This window comes from Sphingomonas bacterium (genome assembly GCF_903644055.1).
GTDB lineage: Bacteria > Pseudomonadota > Alphaproteobacteria > Sphingomonadales > Sphingomonadaceae > Sphingomonas_I.
Window position 1 is genome coordinate 1 of record NZ_CAHJXD010000030.1, and the last position, 17,652, is coordinate 17,652.

At 68.0% G+C, this 17,652-nt stretch carries 16 protein-coding genes and 1 tRNA gene; 12 read left to right on the forward strand and 5 right to left on the reverse strand.

The features are described 5' to 3' along the window. Positions 1 to 42: 42 nt before the first annotated feature. Positions 43 to 1,044 carry an MlaA family lipoprotein gene (locus HUU94_RS01250; RefSeq protein ID WP_254601841.1) on the reverse strand — a complete coding sequence of 334 codons (1,002 nt, stop codon included), beginning with the start codon at positions 1,042 to 1,044 and terminating at the stop codon, positions 43 to 45. A 65-nt stretch (positions 1,045 to 1,109) separates the two neighbouring features. On the opposite strand from HUU94_RS01250, the gene HUU94_RS01255 reads away from it, so the two are divergent. From HUU94_RS01255 to ligD, 10 genes are all read left to right on the forward strand, one after another. Continuing rightward, on the forward strand, positions 1,110 to 2,069 hold the full coding sequence (locus tag HUU94_RS01255; protein ID WP_174273316.1) for an ArsR/SmtB family transcription factor: 960 nt from the start codon (positions 1,110 to 1,112) through the stop codon (positions 2,067 to 2,069). Next, entirely contained in the window at positions 2,069 to 3,016 is a 948-nt protein-coding gene (gene metF / locus HUU94_RS01260; protein WP_174273317.1) for a methylenetetrahydrofolate reductase [NAD(P)H], read from the forward strand. Before HUU94_RS01255 ends, metF begins: the two co-directional genes overlap by 1 nt. Before the next feature lie 151 nt (positions 3,017 to 3,167). Next, complete coding sequence (locus tag HUU94_RS01265; protein WP_174273318.1) at positions 3,168 to 4,220, forward strand: homocysteine S-methyltransferase family protein; 1,053 nt, start codon at positions 3,168 to 3,170, stop codon at positions 4,218 to 4,220. An 89-nt stretch (positions 4,221 to 4,309) separates the two neighbouring features. Further along, complete coding sequence (gene metH / locus HUU94_RS01270; protein ID WP_174273319.1) at positions 4,310 to 6,997, forward strand: methionine synthase; 2,688 nt, start codon at positions 4,310 to 4,312, stop codon at positions 6,995 to 6,997. 48 nt (positions 6,998 to 7,045) lie between these two features. Further along, a complete protein-coding gene (locus HUU94_RS01275) occupies positions 7,046 to 7,258 on the forward strand; it encodes a hypothetical protein (protein WP_174273320.1) in 213 nt (70 codons plus the stop codon). A gap of 40 nt (positions 7,259 to 7,298) precedes the next feature. Continuing rightward, complete coding sequence (gene rnc, locus HUU94_RS01280) at positions 7,299 to 7,973, forward strand: ribonuclease III (RefSeq protein ID WP_174273321.1); 675 nt, start codon at positions 7,299 to 7,301, stop codon at positions 7,971 to 7,973. Next, positions 7,970 to 8,863, forward strand: a complete 894-nt coding sequence (gene era / locus HUU94_RS01285) for a GTPase Era (RefSeq protein ID WP_174273322.1) — start codon at positions 7,970 to 7,972, stop codon at positions 8,861 to 8,863. Before rnc ends, era begins: the two co-directional genes overlap by 4 nt. Positions 8,864 to 8,965: 102 nt before the next feature. Next, on the forward strand, positions 8,966 to 9,892 hold the full coding sequence (locus tag HUU94_RS01290) for an aspartyl protease family protein (protein WP_174273323.1): 927 nt from the start codon (positions 8,966 to 8,968) through the stop codon (positions 9,890 to 9,892). A 60-nt stretch (positions 9,893 to 9,952) separates the two neighbouring features. Further along, positions 9,953 to 10,837 carry a Ku protein gene (locus HUU94_RS01295; protein WP_174273324.1) on the forward strand — a complete coding sequence of 295 codons (885 nt, stop codon included), beginning with the start codon at positions 9,953 to 9,955 and terminating at the stop codon, positions 10,835 to 10,837. 103 nt (positions 10,838 to 10,940) lie between these two features. Continuing rightward, positions 10,941 to 13,526 (forward strand): DNA ligase D, encoded by a 2,586-nt coding sequence (gene ligD, locus HUU94_RS01300; protein WP_254601843.1) that lies wholly within the window; start codon positions 10,941 to 10,943, stop codon positions 13,524 to 13,526. 71 nt (positions 13,527 to 13,597) lie between these two features. Here the strand turns inward: ligD and HUU94_RS01305 are convergent, their stop codons facing one another. The 4 genes from HUU94_RS01305 to HUU94_RS01320 all read right to left on the reverse strand — a co-directional run bounded on the left by HUU94_RS01305 (position 13,598) and on the right by HUU94_RS01320 (position 16,995). Further along, on the reverse strand, positions 13,598 to 14,602 hold the full coding sequence (locus tag HUU94_RS01305) for a glycosyltransferase (RefSeq protein WP_174273326.1): 1,005 nt from the start codon (positions 14,600 to 14,602) through the stop codon (positions 13,598 to 13,600). Continuing rightward, positions 14,602 to 15,204 (reverse strand): GTP cyclohydrolase I FolE, encoded by a 603-nt coding sequence (gene folE / locus HUU94_RS01310; protein ID WP_174273327.1) that lies wholly within the window; start codon positions 15,202 to 15,204, stop codon positions 14,602 to 14,604. Before folE ends, HUU94_RS01305 begins: the two co-directional genes overlap by 1 nt. Positions 15,205 to 15,240: 36 nt before the next feature. Further along, a tRNA-Leu gene (locus HUU94_RS01315) sits at positions 15,241 to 15,325 on the reverse strand. 161 nt (positions 15,326 to 15,486) lie between these two features. Beyond that, positions 15,487 to 16,995: a YifB family Mg chelatase-like AAA ATPase gene (locus HUU94_RS01320; protein ID WP_174273328.1), complete on the reverse strand. Its 1,509-nt coding sequence runs from the start codon at positions 16,993 to 16,995 to the stop codon at positions 15,487 to 15,489. Positions 16,996 to 17,142: 147 nt separating this feature from the next. Between HUU94_RS01320 and HUU94_RS01325 the strand changes: the two genes are divergently transcribed. After that, the gene (locus HUU94_RS01325; protein WP_254601845.1) at positions 17,143 to 17,400 is read left to right on the forward strand and encodes a hypothetical protein; all 258 of its coding nucleotides are present in this window, start codon (positions 17,143 to 17,145) and stop codon (positions 17,398 to 17,400) included. Between the two features lie 107 nt (positions 17,401 to 17,507). Further along, a complete protein-coding gene (gene rpmH / locus HUU94_RS01330; RefSeq protein WP_174273330.1) occupies positions 17,508 to 17,642 on the forward strand; it encodes a 50S ribosomal protein L34 in 135 nt (44 codons plus the stop codon). Positions 17,643 to 17,652: the final 10 nt, after the last annotated feature.

The window sequence follows — 17,652 nt, forward strand, 5'->3', positions numbered from 1 at the left end:
ACGCGCCGAGCGCGAGCAAGGCCGCCAGCGCGAGCCCGCGCATTATCTGGGCGAGACCACCGGCTGGGGCGCGGGAGTCGCCGTGCCCCGCTCGGGAATCCTGGCGTCCGACGCGGCGGGGGCGGCAGCCACGGCGGGCGGAGCGGCGCCGGGATCGACCTCCGCGGCTTCCGGCTTGGGCGGCAATGCACCCGCATCCCCCAAAGGCGTAGGCACCGATTCGGCGGGCGGCATGTCGTCGGCGGGCAGGTCCGCGCCGGCATCGTCCTCCTTGTCGAGGATCTGCGCGCGGCGGCGTTGGAGAAAAGCCGAGCGCGCGGCGGCATAGGGATCGAGGCTGCTGTCGAGGAACGCCTGCCCGCCGCTCTCGATCAGCTCCGATCGCGCGTCGATGACCGAGACCACCCGATAGCCGCGCTTGGCCCAGACCGAAACGTCCGCCTGATTGATCGCGACGTTGACGGGATCGGCATAGGCCGAGATGCCGCTGCCGATCCCGTCGCGCAGCGTCGTCGGACCGAGCAGGGGCAGGACGAGATAGGGCCCGCCATTGACGCCCCAGCGCGCCAACGTCTGCCCCAGATCCTCGGGCGCGGGCTGAATGCCGATCTTGCTGGCATGATCGATCAGCCCGCCGATCCCGACCGTGGTGTTGACGACGAAGCGCTTGAGATTCTGCCCCGCGCGCCTGGTCTTGCCCTGCAACATATTGTTGACGAACGACCAGGGCTCGGTGAGGTTCGAGAAGAAATGCGTGACGCCCTGGCGCACCGGCTTGGGTGCCACCGCGCGATAGACGTTGGTCACCGGGCGCACGACGATCTTGTCGGCGGTCATGTTGATGCCCCAGACCGCGCGGTTGAACTTTTCGAGCGGATCCTTCTCGGCGAGGCGATCCTGACCCGGCACCGTGGCGCATCCGGAAAGCAGGAGCAGCAGCGCGGCGGCGCTGATGGCGGCGCGATGCGCCGGGGGAGCGGCGCGGCGGGCCTGGGGAGCGGCGATCATGGGCCGCGCGGTGCCATAGCGCCCGGGGATCGGCAAGGCCCGTCCCCTTCCTTGACCGCATATAAAGATATCTTTATATCTGAATTTGAGGAGTTTGGATCATGCCCGCGCCGCTTACCATCTTCCGCGCGCTCGCCGATCCGACGCGGCTGCGCATCGTCGCGCTGCTCCGCGAGATGGAGCTTTCGGTGGGCGAGCTCGCGCAGGTGCTGGGCCAAAGCCAGCCGCGCGTCTCCCGTCACGTCAAGATCCTCGCCGATGCGCAACTCTGCGATCGCAGGCGCGAGGGGAGCTGGATTTTCCTCGGGCTCGGCCCCGCCGCCAAGGGCAGCCCGCTGCTCGCCGCGATCGATGGCTGGCACGATGCCGCGCTGGAGCGCTGGACGATCGCCGATGCCGCGCGGCTGGAGGCGGTGCGCGCCGATCGCATGGCGGCGGCAGAGAGCTTCTTCAACGGGCGCGCCGACGAATGGGACGCGATCCGATCGCTCCACGTCGCCGAGGAGCAGGTCGAGCGCGCGATCGCCGCGATGCTCGCCGGCCGCCCCATCGGCCGGCTGGTCGATATCGGCACGGGTACAGGACGGATGATCGAGCTCCTCGGCGGCTTGGCGGAAAGCGCGGTGGGCATCGATCGCAGCCCCGAGATGCTGCGCCTCGCGCGCGCTAAGATCAGCGCATCTGGGCTGCCGCGCGCCGAGCTTCGCCAGGGCGACATGTACGCGCTGCCGATCGAGGATGGCGCGGGCGATACCGTGCTGCTCCACCAGGTGCTCCACTATGCGCAGGCGCCCGCCGCCGCGATCGGCGAGGCGGCGCGGTTGCTCGGGCCGGACGGGCGGCTGCTGATCGTCGATTTCGCCGCGCACGAGCGCGAGGAGCTCAGGGCCAGCGACGCGCATGTTCGCCTCGGTTTCGACGATGGCCAGATCGCGGTGTGGTTCGAAAGCGCGGGGCTGGCGCTCGCCGGCACCGAGACGCTCAGCGGCGGCGAGCTGACGGTAAAACTCTGGCTGGGCGCGCGGCAGGGCGATTCCCGGCATTTGAAGGCGGTGGCGTGATGGCTTTTTCCCTGACCCAGCTTTCGGACGCGCAGAGCGCGCTCGCCGCGCCTTTGTTCGCCGATGTCGCGGGCGATATCGACGTGTCGTTCGAATTCTTCCCGCCCAAGACCGAGAAGATGGAGGAGACGCTGTGGGAGTCGGTCGAGACGCTCGCGCCGCTCGGGCCGCGCTTCGTTTCCGTGACCTATGGCGCGGGCGGATCGACGCGCGAGCGCACGCACCAGACGGTGGCGCGGATCGCGCGCGAGACGAGCATTCCCGCCGCCGCGCACCTCACCTGCGTCGATGCGACCAGGGCCGAGATCGATGAGGTCGCGCGCGAATATTGGGCGGCGGGCGTCCGCCACATCGTGGCGCTGCGCGGCGATCCGCCGCGCGCGGGCGAGCGGTTCGCGACGCATCCCGGCGGCTATGAAAATGCCGCCGATCTGGTGAAGGGCCTCAAGCGGATCGCGCCGTTCGAGGTTTCGGTCGCGGCCTATCCCGAATGCCATCCGGATTCGGAGCATGCCGCCGCCGATCTCGACAATCTCCGCGCCAAGATCGACGCGGGCGCCGATCGCGCGATCACCCAATTCTTCCACGAACCCGAGACCTTCTTCCGCTTCCGCGATGCGGTGGCCAGGACGGGGATCGATGCCGAGATCGTGCCGGGGATCATGCCCGTCTCAACCTTCGCGGCGGTCAAGCGGATGTCGGCGATGTGCGGCACGGCGGTGCCCGACTGGATGGCGCGGCTGTTCGAAGGGCTGGAAGATCATGCCGCCGCGCGCCAGCTCGTCGCCGCGACGATCGCCGCCGAACTGTGCCGCAAGCTCTACGCGGGCGGCGTCCGCCACTTCCACTTCTACACGCTCAACCGCGCCGAGCTGGCCTATGCGATCTGCCATCTGCTGGGCAAGCGCCCGGTGAAGGCGGAAGCCGGCCTGGAGGCGGCGGCGTGAGGCAGATCCTCCCCGGCACGGGGAGGGGGACCAGCCGCAGGCTGGTGGAGGGGGCTCTCCACCGGCGGAACCGAAATTGGAGAGCCCCCTCCACCACTCGCTTCGCGAGCGGTCCCCCTCCCCGTGCCGGGGAGGAACTTTGGAGCTGCCGATGACCCCCTCCCCCGCCGCCGCCACGCTCCGCGCCGAGGCCGCCAAGCGCATCCTGCTCACCGACGGCGCGTTCGGGACGATGATCCAGCGCTACAAATTGCAGGAGGAGGATTATCGCGGCGGGCTCGATCTCGCGCTCGATCAGAAGGGCAACAACGATCTGCTGGTGATCACCCGGCCCGACGTCGTCGATACGATCACGAGGGCCTATCTCGCGGCGGGATCGGACATCGTTTCGACCAACACGTTCAACGCCAACACGATCAGCCAGGAAGATTATGCCGCGGTCCATCTCGTCCGAGATCTGAACCTCGCCGCCGCCAGGATCGCGCGCGCCGCCGCCGACGATTTCGCTACAGCGGGCCGGCCGCGCTTCGTCGCCGGCGCGATCGGGCCGACCAACAAGACGCTGTCGCTCTCCCCCGACGTCAACGATCCCGGCTATCGCGCGATCGATTTCGATACGCTGAAGCTTGTCTACAAGGATCAGACCGCCGCCCTGCTCGATGGCGGGGTGGACTTCATCCTGATCGAAACGATCTTCGATACGCTCAACGCCAAGGCGGCGATCATGGCGGTCAAGGAGGTCGAGCAGGAGCGCGGACGGGAAATTCCGGTGATGATCTCGATGACGATCACCGACATGTCCGGCCGCAACCTTTCGGGCCATTCGGTCGAGGCGTTCTGGAGCACGGTGCGCCATGCCCGGCCGCTGACGATCGGCCTCAACTGCGCGTTCGGCGCGGACCTGCTGCGCCCGCACGTCCAGGTGATCTCGGCGCTCGCGGACACCTTGGTGATGATCTACCCCAACGCCGGCCTGCCCAACGATCTCGGCGAATATGACGAGCAACCCGAGACGACCGGCGGCTTCATCCGCGAATGGGCGGATCAGGGGCTGATCAACATCGTCGGCGGCTGCTGCGGATCGACTCCGCCGCACATCGCCGCGATGGCCGAGGCGGTGAAGGATCACGCGCCGCGCCCGATCCCCGGCAACAAGCCGGTGACGCGGCTGGCGGGCCTCGATCCCTTCGAGATGGCGGCGTGACGAACCCAACGCCGTTCGTGTCGAGCGAAGTCGAGACACGTCGCGCAACGTCCCTCGACTTCGCTCGGGACGAACGGAAGAAACACTGAATGTCCACGTCTCCCACCGCCACCTTCGTCAACATCGGCGAGCGCACCAACGTCACGGGATCGGCGGCGTTCAAGAAGCTGATCATGGCGGGCGATTATGCCAAAGCGGTCGAGGTCGCGCGCGCGCAGGTCGACAATGGCGCGCAGGTGATCGACGTCAACATGGACGAGGGCCTGCTCGATGCGCTCCACGCCATGCCCACCTTCCTCAAGCTGATCGCCGCCGAGCCCGATATCGCGCGCGTGCCGGTGATGATCGACAGCTCGAAGTGGGCGGTGATCGAGGCGGGGCTGAAGTGCGTTTCGGGCAAGCCAATCGTCAATTCGATCAGCATGAAGGAGGGCGAGGCCGAATTCCTCAAATATGCCCGCAAGGTGATGGATTATGGCGCCGCCGTCGTCGTCATGGCGTTCGACGAGGTCGGCCAGGCCGATACGAAAGAGCGCAAGGTCGAGATTTGCGCGCGCGCCTACGAACTGCTGATGGGTATCGGTTTCCCGCCCGAGGACATCATCTTCGATCCCAACGTCTTCGCGGTGGCGACCGGGATCGAGGAGCATGACAATTACGCGGTCGACTTCATCGAGGCGACGCGCGAGATTCGGGCGCGCTGCCCGCACGTCCACATCTCGGGTGGCCTTTCGAACCTCAGCTTCTCATTCCGCGGCAACGAGCCCGTGCGCCGCGCGATGCATTCGGTGTTCCTCTACCACGCGATCCCGGCGGGGATGGACATGGGCATCGTCAACGCCGGCCAGCTCGACGTCTACGACCAGATCGATCCCGCGCTGCGCATCGCCTGCGAGGACGTCATCCTCAACCGCGATCCGCAGGCCGGCGAGCGGTTGGTGGCGCTGGCGGAAAGTTTCCGGGGCACCGACGCCGCCACCGAAAAGGCCGCCGAGGAATGGCGGAGCTGGCCCGTCGCCAAACGGATCGAGCATGCGCTGGTCAAGGGGCTCGACGCATTCGTCGTCGAGGATACCGAGGAAGCCCGCCTGCTGTTCGCACGGCCGATCGAGGTGATCGAAGGGCCGCTGATGGACGGGATGAACGTCGTCGGCGATCTGTTCGGATCGGGCAAGATGTTCCTGCCGCAGGTGGTCAAGTCGGCGCGCGTGATGAAGAAGGCGGTCGCGCACCTGCTGCCCTATATCGAGGCCGCCAAGGAGGTCGGCGCGCGCGCCAAGGGGCGGATCGTGATGGCGACCGTCAAGGGCGACGTCCACGATATCGGCAAGAACATCGTCGGCGTCGTGCTCGCCTGCAACGGCTACGAGATCATCGATCTCGGCGTGATGGTTGCCTGGCCGGACATCCTCAAGGCCGCAAACGAGAATGACGCCGACATCATCGGGCTTTCGGGGCTGATCACGCCTTCGCTCGACGAGATGGTGACGGTGGCGACCGAGATGGGGCGCGCCAGAATGGCGATGCCGCTGCTGATCGGCGGCGCAACCACCTCCAAGGTCCACACCGCGCTCCGGATCGCACCCGCCTATGACGGACCGGTGGTGCATGTGCTCGACGCCAGCCGCGCGGTCGGCGTCGCCTCGACGCTGATGAGCGATACGCAGCGCGATCCCTTCGTGTTGCAGGTCGCCAAGGATTATGCCGCCGTCCGCGCCGCGCGCGAAGGCAAGGGCCAGAATGAGCTGGCGACGCTGGACGAAGCCCGCGCCAACGCCTTCGCCTATGACCCCGGCCAGAAGCCGCCCGCGCCGAGCCGGCCCGGCGTGCATGTGTTCGAGGATTGGCCGCTCGAGGATCTGGTGCCCTACATCGACTGGACGCCCTTCTTCCGCGCCTGGGAGCTGGCGGGCAATTATCCCGCGATCCTCGAAGACCCGATCGTCGGCGAGAGCGCGCGCGGCCTGTGGGCCGACGCGCAGGCGATGCTGGAGACGATCGTCGCGGAGAAATGGCTGACCGCGCGCGGGGTTTGCGGGCTGTGGCCGGCGCGGCGGGAGGGGGACGATGTGCTGGTCTCCCCCCTCCCCTTCAGGGGAGGGGTTGGGGGTGGGGGCGAGCATCGAGCGCTCTCGGCCGGACTTCCCCACCCCGACCCCTCCTCTGAAGGGGAGGGGCTTACGGTCCGCCTCCCTTTCCTCCGCCAGCAGGTGAAGAAGCGCGAGGGGCGCGCGAACATGTGCCTCGCCGATTTCGTCGCGCCGCAGGACGATTGGCTGGGCGGTTTCGCGGTCTCGATCCACGGCATCGATCCGCACATTGCGCGCTTCAAGGCCGAGCATGACGATTATCGCGACATCCTGCTCAAGGCGCTCGCCGATCGCTTCGCCGAGGCGTTCGCCGAGCGGCTGCACAAGCATGTCCGCACCGACCTGTGGGGCTATGCGGCGGGCGAGCAACTGACCAGCGAGGCGCTGGTACGCGAGCAATATCGCGGCATCCGCCCCGCCCCCGGCTACCCCGCCTGCCCCGATCACAGCCTCAAGCCGATCCTGTTCGATCTGCTCGACGCGACTGCGGCGACGGGCGCGACGCTGACCGAGGGCAGCTTCGCGATGCTGCCGACGGCGGCGGTCTCGGGCTTCTATTTCGGCCATCCCGACAGCCAATATTTCGGCGTGGCGCGGATCGGGCGCGATCAGCTTGCCGATTATGCGCAACGGCGCGGCGTCGATCCCGATACCGCCGAGCGCTGGCTCCGCCCCAACCTCGATTGAGGGAGCCGATCGCGCGGGCCGGGGGTTGAGCCCGCGAGGAGATCGACGATGAGCGAAGACAGACGCGGACGCGACAATCGCGGCATGCCCGCCGGCGAGCATGACGGCGAGGCGATCGGCAGCGGCAGCGGTGCCGGCGGCGGTGGCGCGCCCGAGGATATCGACAGCGATTCGGCGGCGGGCGGCGGCTCGGACTTGATGCCGCGTGCCGGCAAGCCGCCCGCCGAGGGTGCGGACGCTCCAAGCCACGGCAGCCGCTGACGCGCCTTGAACTGGTCGCCGCTGACGCTAAGGCGCGGCGATGGACGATGCCGCAATTGCCGAATGGACGCGCGACGCGCTGGGCCACACGCCCGCCGACCCCGCGCTGTTCCGCCGCGCGCTGACGCACAGCAGCCATGGCGGCGCCGATTATGAGCGGCTCGAATTTCTCGGCGACCGGGTGCTCGGCCTGAGCATCGCGACCGCGCTCTACGAGCGCTTCCCCGATGAGGCCGAGGGCCAGCTTTCGATGCGCCTCAACGCGCTGGTCAGCGGCGAGACCTGCGCCGAGATCGGCCATGCGATCGGCATCCCCGAGATGATCCGCCTCGGTCGCCAAGCGCGCGACGATGGCGCGCAGACCAGCAGCAACGTCATCGGCGACGTCGTAGAATCGGTGATCGGCGCGCTCTATCTGGAGGGCGGGCTGGCCACCGCCGAACGCTTCGTGCTTTCCACGTGGGAGGATCGCCTCCAGACCGTGACAGCCGTCCCGCGTCATCCCAAGTCGCAGTTGCAGGAATGGGCCGCCGCCAACCGTTGCAAGCCGCCCGCCTACACCCTGACCGAGCGCCACGGCCCCCACCATGCGCCGCGCTTCACCGTGATGGTCGAGGTCGCGGGGCGCGGCGGCGGATCGGCGACCGCCGAGGGGCTTTCGAAGCAGGAGGCGGAGACCGAGGCGGCGGCGGCGCTGCTCGCGCAGCTCGCATGACCCGGCGCTGCGGCCTCGTCGCCGTCCTCGGCGCGCCCAACGCGGGCAAATCCACCTTGGTCAATGCGCTCGTCGGGCAGAAGGTGGCGATCGTCAGCCCCAAGGCGCAGACGACGCGCGCGCGGCTGATGGGCATCGCGATCGCGGGCGAGGCGCAGTTGCTGCTCGTCGACACACCCGGGATCTTCGAGCCCGAACGTCGCCTCGATCGCGCGATGGTCGCCGCCGCGTGGGGCGGCACCGAGGGCGCGGACCTGATCGCGCTGGTGATCGACGCCAAGGCCAAGTTCGCCAGCCGCACGCGCGCGCTGGTCGATGCGGTCGCGCGGCGGCCCGAGCCCAAGATCGTCGTGCTCAACAAGGTCGATGCCGCGCCCAAGGAGGCGCTGCTGGGTCTCGCAGCCGAGCTTCAGGCGATGCTCGATCCCGAGGAAATCTTCATGATCTCCGCGTTGAGCGGCGACGGCGTGGCGGGATTCAAGCAGGCGCTCGCCGGGCGCGTGCCCGAGGGGCCGTGGCATTTTCCCGAGGATCAGGTCTCCGATGCCACCGATCGCATGCTAGCCGCCGAGGTGACGCGCGAGCAGCTCTACCTCCAGCTCCACGCCGAGCTGCCCTACGCCAGCGCGGTCGAGACCGAGAAATATGAGGAGCGCAAGGACGGCTCGGTCGCGATCCACCAGCAGATCCGCGTCGCGCGCGAGACGCAGAAGGCGATCATCGTCGGCGCGCGCGGCGCACGCCTCAAGGAGATCGGATCGCGGGCCCGCGCGGAGATCGGCGATCTGCTCGGCCGCAACGTCCACCTCTTCCTCCACGTCAAGGTCGATCCACGATGGGAAGAGGATCGGGGCCTCTACCGCGACATCGGCCTGGAGTGGGTCGACTGAAGGACGGCGGCGAGGCCGGACCGGCATGGATTGCGGGCCGATCGAAACGGGCGCACACTCTGCTTTGAACCCGGCCGTGACCGGAGATTGGGGAGACGACCGATGCGCATCCTGCTACAGGCGCTGCTGGCGCTCGCCGCCACGGCGAGCCCGCAATCGCCAGCTCCCCAGCCGCCCACCGCCGCCGTGGACGAGAGCGAGACCTTCGCGGCCATGCAGGATAGCGCGTCGCGCATGACGCTTCCCGCGCATATCAACGGCCGCGGCCCCTACCGCTTCACGATCGATACCGGCGCCGACCGCAGCGTGATTTCCGATCGGTTGGCGAGCGAGCTCGGCCTCGCGTTCGGCTCCGGAGCGACCGTATACGGCATCGTCGGCCCGGAGGCGGTCGCGACGGTGGCGCTCGACAAGCTGCGCATCGGCCGGCGCGAGCGGCGCGACATCAGCGCGCCCGTATTGCCGCAGGGCGCGCTGGGCGCGTCCGGCTTCATCGGGCTTGATGCGCTGGCGGACGAAAGCGTGCTGTTCGATTTCAAGCGCAACCGCGTGACGATCGCGCGCTCTGCCCAGGAGGCGATGGTCGGCGAAGCCGATACGATCGTGGTGATGGGCAAGAGCCGCTTCGGCCAGTTGATCCTCACCGACGCGGGCATCGCGCACACCAAGGTCTATGCGATCATCGATACCGGCGCGCAGAATACGATCGGCAATCTCGCGCTGCGCCGGCTGATGGGCCGGACGGGGCCGCTGGAAGATCGTGGCGGACGGATCATCGGCGTGACCGGCGCGTCGCTTCCCGCCGAAGCGGGGTCCGTACCCCTGATCCGCATCGGCACGATGCGGTTGCAGAACATGCCGGTATCCTATGCCGATATCGCGACCTTCCGGAAGTTCGGCGTCGATCAGCGGCCCGCGATCCTGATAGGGATGGACGTCCTGCGCGGGTTCGAGCGCGTGGTGGTGGATTTCCGGCGGCGCCAGGTGCGTTTCCACGTCGGCGAAGGGCCGCTCGCGCAAAGCTCCTGATCGCAGGGAACTTGGGCAACGCCAACCGGTTGAATCGCCTTCGCAACGAAAGTTATCGACATGGCGGCGCGGGCATATTGGCAAGGGCAGATCCGGCTGGCGCTCGTCTCGATCCCGGTCGAAATCTATTCGGCGACGCGCAGCGGCGCGAGCGTGGCGTTCAACCAGATCCACGAGCCTTCGGGCAAGCGCATCAAATATGAGAAGGTCGCCCCCGGCATCGGCCCGGTCGATCCCGAGGAGATCGCCAAGGGCTTCGAATATGAAAAGGGCAAATATGTCCTGGTCAGCGACGAGGAGATCGAGAGCGTCAAGCTGGAGAGCAAGAAGACGCTGGAGCTGACCCAGTTCGTCGACTTCGGCGAGATCGACGCCATCTATTACGACAAGCCTTATTACGTCGTGCCCGCCGACGATCTCGCCGAGGAAGCGTTCATCGTGCTGCGCGAGGCGCTGCGCCAGGCGAAGAAGATCGGGCTCGGGCAACTGGCGTTGCGGGGCCGCGAATATGTCGTCAGCCTCAAGCCGTGCGGGCGGGGCATGGTGCTGGAGACGCTGCGTTATTCGGATGAGGTCAACAAGGCCGCCAATTTCTTCCGCGACATTCCCGATCAGAAGCCCGAGGCCGATCTGCTCGATCTCGCCACGACCCTGATCGACAAGAAAAGTCACAAGTTCGACGCCGGCGACTTTCACGACCGCTACGTCGATGCGCTCAAGGAACTCATCGAGCGCAAGCGCAAGGGCAAGACGCTCGAAGTCGAGGACGAGGCCCCCGATCCGTCGCGCGGCTCGAACGTCGTCGATCTGATGGCCGCGCTCAAACGATCGCTGGAAAAGCCCGGCGCCGCCAACGACGATGGCGGCAAGGCGCCGGCGAAGCCACCTGGAGCGAAGAAGGCGCCAGCCAGAAAGACGCCGGCCAAGAAGCGAGCCGTGGGGTGAACCTTCCTACCGGCCGTCATCCCAGCGAAAGCTGGGATCTCGGAAAACAAGCCCGCGCTCTATGCGACGAGATCCCAGCTTTCGCTGGGATAACGGTGTTCTAGTGGTCGATCCGCGCGATCCGCTCGCCACCTACAACGCCAAGCGCGACTTCCAGCAGACCGCCGAGCCCTCCGGCAAGCTGGGAAAGCAGGCGGGCAATATCTTCATGGTCCAGAAGCATGACGCGACGCGGCTGCACTGGGATTTCCGGCTCGAACTCGATGGGGTGCTCAAGAGCTGGGCGGTGACTCGCGGCCCTTCGCCCGATCCCGAAGACAAGCGCCTCGCGGTGCGTACCGAAGACCATCCGATGGCCTATGCGACGTTCGAGGGCACGATCCCCAAGGGCCAATATGGCGGCGGCACGGTGATGCTGTGGGACGAGGGGACGTGGGAGAGCCTGCCGGGCAAGGATCCGCGCAAGACGATCGAGGAGGGCCATCTCCACTTCTTCCTGCATGGGCAACGCATGAAGGGCGAATGGCTGATGATCCGCCTCAAGCCACGTGGCAAGGAGAAGCACGAAAACTGGCTGCTGCGGAAGATCGAAGACGAACATGCCGGCGGCAGCGGCGATCTCGTCGATCTCGCGCTGACCTCGGTCGCGACGGGGCGGACGATGGTCGAGATCGCCGAGGGCAAGGACGGCAAACGCGAGTGGCGGTCGAAAAAGGGCGATGCGGTTCATTCGGCGGAGATTACCGCCCCAACAATCTCGTCATCTCCGCGAAAGGGGGGACCGAAGTCGACGGATGCAACCGCGACCGAGGCTGGACCGGATTCCCGCCTGCGCGGAAACGACAAAGAGAAAAAGCGTGGGAAGGGGCTACCCCTTCCCGCGTTCCGCGAGCTCCAGCTCTGCACGCTCGTCGATCATGTCCCCACCGGATCGGGCTGGCTGCACGAGGTGAAATATGACGGTTATCGCCTGCTGCTCGCGGTCGGCGGCGGCAAGGCGAAGACCTTCACGCGCACCGGGCTCGACTGGTCCGATCGCTTCGCACCGATCGTCGCGGCCGCCGCCGCGACGATCCCCGGCGCGGCGCTGATCGACGGTGAGGTCGTGGCGCTCGACAGCGCGGGGCGGCCGAGCTTTCAGGCGTTGCAGGCGAGCCTCAAGGATGGCGGCGGCACGCTCGCCTTCTTCGCCTTCGATCTGATCGAGGAGGAGGGCGAGGATCTCGCCGCGCTTCCCAACATCGCGCGCAAGCGGCGGCTGGAAGCGCTGCTGAAGGGCGTACCCGCGCCGATCCATTATTCCGAGCATGTCGAAGGACAGGGCGAGAAGCTGTTCGCCGGCATCTGCGCGCAGGGGCTGGAGGGCGTCGTCTCGAAGCGCGCCGACGCGCCCTATCGGGGCAAACGAACGCAGAGCTGGCTCAAGATCAAATGCCTCCACCGCCAGGAATTCGTGATCGTCGGCTGGACGCCCAGCGACAAGGGACGCGGATTCCGCTCGCTGCTGCTCGGGCTGCATGAGGGGGGCACGCTGCGCTACGCCGGCAAGGTCGGCACGGGCTTTTCCGCCGCGACGATCGATGCGCTGATGGCCAGGCTGGCACCGCTCGAACACAAGACCGCGACGGTCAAGGCGCCGCGCGCCGCCGTCCGGGGGGCGCATTGGGTCGCGCCGAAGCTGGTCGCCGAGGTCGCCTTCGCCGAATTCACCGACGAGGGCGTGCTGCGGCATGCCAGCTTCCTCGGCCTGCGCGAGGACAAGCCCGAGGGCGAGGTGATCGAGGAGAAAGCCGCGAAGGTCGAAAGCGTCACCAATGCGGCGGCGAAATCGCCGGTCACCATCACCAACCCCGATCGAATCATCTATCCCGAAAGCGGCATCACCAAGGGCCAGCTCGCCGATTATTACATCCGCCTCGCCGACCCCCTGCTCGAATGGCTCGCCGACCGCCCGGTCAGCCTCGTCCGCTGCCCGCAGGGACGCGCCAAGCATTGCTTCTTCCAGAAGCATGACGCGGGCAGCTTCGGCGACGCGGTCCGGCAGGTCCCGATCCGCGAGAAGGACGGGCATGACGAGCCGTATCTCTACGTCGACGATGCCAAGGGCGTGCTGACCTGCGTCCAGATGGGCGCGATCGAGCTGCACGGCTGGGGATCGAAGGTCGCGGATGTCGAGAAACCCGATCGGCTGGTATTCGATCTCGATCCCGACGAAGGGCTGGGTTTCGCCGAGGTGCGCGACGCCGCGCGTCAGTTGCGGGAGATCCTCGGCGAGATGGGGCTGGCGAGCTGGCCGATGCTGTCCGGGGGCAAGGGCGTGCATGTCGTCGTGCCGCTCGATGCGAGCCGGGCATGGCCCGAGGTCAAGGATTTCGCCAACCGCTTCGCGCTCGCCATTTCCGAGGCGCATCCCGAGCGCTTCACCGCCAACATGAAGAAGGTCGAGCGCAAGGGCCGCATCTTCCTCGATTGGCTGCGCAACCAGCGCGGCGCGACCGCGGTGCTGCCCTATTCGGCGCGCGCGCGGCCCGGTGCGCCGGTGGCGGCGCCGATCGCCTGGGACGAGCTGGACGATTGCGAGAGCGGTGGCCGCTTCACGATCCTCGACGCCGACGCGTTGCTCAAGCGCGCGGCATCGAAGGCGCTCAAGGGCTGGGGCATCGCCGATCAGGCATTACCGGAGCTGTAGAGCCGCCGTCCCCTTCCCCCGGCGAAGGCTGGGGTCTATCTCTCAATCCTGCGCTGGCATGACGGGATTACTCAATGCGCGCGGAGGAAATCGGCAAGATAGTCCGCCCATTTCGAACGATCGTGGAACGCGGTCTCTGCGGGAACTGCCGCTCCGGCCGCTGCCTGCAAAGCCGCCGCTTCATCACCCAGCCTCTCGATCGCCTGGCGCAACGCGACGGCATCGTTCGGCGGCGTCACCAGAACCGCCTCGCGATCCTCGACATATTCGATCGTGCCTTTCGAGAAGCTGGTAACCAGTGGCACTCCCAGCAATTTGGCGCAGACCAAGGTGAGGTGGCCGCAGCACGTCTCCTCGTCGCGCAACGGCACCAGGACCCCGAGACTGTCCACCGCGATCCGCCAGGTTCGATCGAACGGCAGGTTGGAAAGCACCTGCACGCCATCGGGCAGGGTCAGCCCGGTAAGGCTGTGCGGCCGTGCGACGATGATCGCGTCGATCCCCCTGGGGCGCCGCGCCAGCGCGTCCAGCAACGTGCCGAAGTCGCGCCCTTCGCCGCCGATCGCGCAGACATAGGGGCGCCGCGGCGGCGGTCCGGGTGGCGCGATCGCGGGCGCCTCCTGCGTCCAGATCACGGGTTTGATCTTCGCGGGGTCGATACCGAACGTGCGCGCGTACAGATCGCGCTCGTAAGCGGCGAAAGGCGTGAACTGCGTGACACCGGCGAAGCTCCGCGCCAGCCACGCGCGGCGCGCGCCGTTCGGCAAGGTGGTGAAATTGAAGGCGAACGCCAGATGCGCCGGATGCTTGCGCGCCAGCGTCAGCGCATTGGCGACCGCTCCGGTCATCAGCGGCAGCCCCGAGATGACGATCGACCGATCGCCGGCGGCGCGCGCGGCCTGCCATGCGGCGCGGTATCGCGATAGGCGCGGGCGGGTGATCCGCCGCTCGATCGCGGTGGCGGGAAGTCCGCTCAGCCGCACCCATTCGACCGGCCCGGCGCGATCCTCCAGATCGATGAAGCGATCGTCGGTCGGCGTGATATCCGGCGCATAGACGATGCGCCGGGGGAGCATCAGTAGCCCATCAGCGACAATACTTCGCGCCGCGAACGCTCGTCGTCGCGGAAGACGCCCATCATCCGGCTGGTCGTCATACCGACGCCATGGACGCGCACGCCGCGCCCGGTCATGCAGCCATGCTGCGCCTCGATCACCACCGCGACGCCCTGCGGATGAAGATGATCCCAGATGCAATCGGCGACCTCGGCGGTAAGCCTCTCCTGCACCTGTAACCGTTGCGCATAGCCATGCAGCACGCGCGCCAGCTTGGAGATGCCGACGACGCGGTCGCTCGGCAGATAGGCGATCGCCGCTTTGCCCACGATCGGTGCCATATGATGCTCGCAATGCGACTGGAACGGAATGTCCCTGAGAAGAACGATCTCGTCATAGCCGCCCACCTCCTCGAACGTACGATCGAGGTGCTGCGCGGGATTTTCCTTATAGCCCTGGCAATATTCGGCCCAGGCGCGCGCCACGCGCTTGGGCGTATCGAGCAGGCCTTCGCGCGAGGGATCGTCGCCGCTCCATCGGATCAAGGTGCGGATCGCATCGGCGACTTCGGTGGGCACCGGCAGCTTGCCCGGTCTGTCGTCCGGCTCGATCGTCCCGCTCACACGCCTCTCCAACTTTATCGACCAATATTTTCAGGGTGGTGCCCCTGGCCGGGCTCGAACCAGCACTCCTTGCGGAATCCGATTTTGAGTCGGACGCGTCTACCAATTCCACCACAGGGGCAACATGGTGCCTGCTAGCCGAGCGATCGGCCCGTCGCAACCGATCGCGGATTATCGACGTAGACGAAAGCGGCGACGCCCGAGGCGAGCGCCGTTTCGATGCGGAGGTAGGCGTCGTCTCATAGGTATCGGCGATAGCGCGTTCACGGCCGGTGAGCAGGATCACGCGCGCGGCGCCTGGCGGCGATAGCTCAGCGCCTCGGCGATATGGATGCGCCCCACGGCCTCGCTCCGCGCGAGATCGGCGATCGTCCGCGCGACGCGGAGCACGCGATGATAGCCGCGCGCCGAAAGCCCCATCGCCTGCGCGGCCTGCGCGAGCAATTTGCGGCCGGGCTCGTCGGGCGCCGCGACCATATCGAGCAGATCGCCATCGGCTTCTCCGTTGGTGCGGACCCCCTGCCCCTGGTAGCGCGCGGTCTGCACGCCGCGCGCTTCGGCGACGCGCGCGCGGACTTCGGCGGACCCCTCGGCGGGCGGGGGCAGCACCAGATCGGCGGCGCTCACCGCCGCGACCTCGACGTGGAGGTCGATGCGATCGAGCAAAGGACCGGAGACCTTCGCCTGATAATCGGCGGCGCAGCGCGGCGCGCGGCTGCACGCCTGCGCCGGATCGCCGAGGTGGCCGCAGCGGCAGGGGTTCATCGCCGCGATCAACTGGACGCGCGCCGGAAAGGTGACGTGGCCGTTGGCGCGCGCGACCGAGACCTTCCCCGCCTCCAAGGGCTGGCGCAGCGAATCGAGCACCGCGCGCTGAAATTCGGGCAGTTCGTCGAGGAACAGCACGCCGAGGTGCGCGAGGCTGACCTCGCCGGGCCTCACCTTAAGCCCGCCGCCGACCAGCGCCGCCATCGATGCGCTATGGTGGGGGCTGCGGAACGGCCGCGTCGCCGAAAGCCGCCCGCCCTCCAGCGTGCCGGCGACGCTGGAGACCATCGAGACCTCCAGCGCCTCGGCGGGCGTCAGCGGCGGCAGGATGCCCGGCAGGCACGCCGCCATCAGCGACTTGCCCGCGCCCGGCGGGCCGATCATCACCAGATTGTGCCCGCCCGCCGCGGCGATCTCCAGCGCGCGCTTGGCGCTCTCCTGGCCCTTGACCTGCGCGAGATCGGGGCCGTGGGAGGCGCGCTCCGCCACGCCCTGCTCGGGCTGCGGCAGGCTGCGCAGGCCCCGGAAATGATCGAGCAGCGCCATCAGATCGGGCGCGGCGACCACCTCGATCGTTCCCGCCCACGCGGCTTCGGCGCCTTGCGCTGCGGGGCAGACGAGGCCGAGGGTCCGCTCCGAGGCGTGCAGCGCCGCGAGCAGCACGCCGGGCGCGGGCGCGATCCGCCCGTCGAGCCCGAGTTCGCCGACCACGACATAGGCGCTCAGCGTCTCGGCATCGATCACCCCCATCGCACCGAGCAGCGCCAGCGCGATCGGCAGATCGTAATGCGATCCTTCCTTGGGCAGATCGGCGGGGGAGAGATTGACGGTGATCCGCTTGGGCGGCAGCGCGAGGCCGATCGCCTGTAGCGCGCCGCGCACCCGCTCGCGGCTCTCGCCCACCGCCTTGTCGGCGAGGCCCACCACCACGAACGACGGCACGCCCGGAGCCACCTGCACCTGTACCTCGACCGCGCGCGCCTCCAGCCCCAGAAAAGCGACCGTCGATACCAGCGCGACCATGTGATTCAGCGACCCCCCCTCGTCGTCCCGGCGAAGGCTGGGCGACGAGGATGTAGCGAGCCGCCGCCGAATCTGTCGAGCCCGCTTGTCGCGCGGCGGTCTCGACGCCATCTTCGCGGCATGGCCGCTTCCCGACATCGCTGGCGCGTGCCGCTTCTCATTCTCGGCGGGCTGCTTGTGGCCCTGGCCCCCGTCGTCGGCCTGTTGCCGGGGCCGGGCGGCATCTTCCTGTTTGCGGGCGGCCTCGTGCTGCTGCTGCGCAATTCGGCCTGGATCAAGCGCCATTATGCCCGGCTGACGCGGAAATATCCCAGGCTCGGACGGATCAGCAACCGGGCGCTGCGCCGGGAAAGCGCGCGCCGGCGGCGGCTGCGCGATGCCCCGGCGCCGGGCGTGCCCGATTGACTTCGGTGCTTACCCTGCTATCGGCGCGGCATTGATCGGCCGCCGCCTGCCCGGCGGCCTTTTGCGTTGCGGGCCGGCCCCGTGGCGCGGACTTGAGGATAGAGCGAATGAAGCGGACCTTCCAGCCGAGCAATCTTGTACGCAAGCGGCGCCACGGCTTCCGTTCGCGCAGCGCAACGGTCGGCGGCCGCAAGGTGCTCGCCGCCCGCCGTGCGCGCGGCCGCGCCAAGCTTTCCGCCTGAGCGCAGAGCC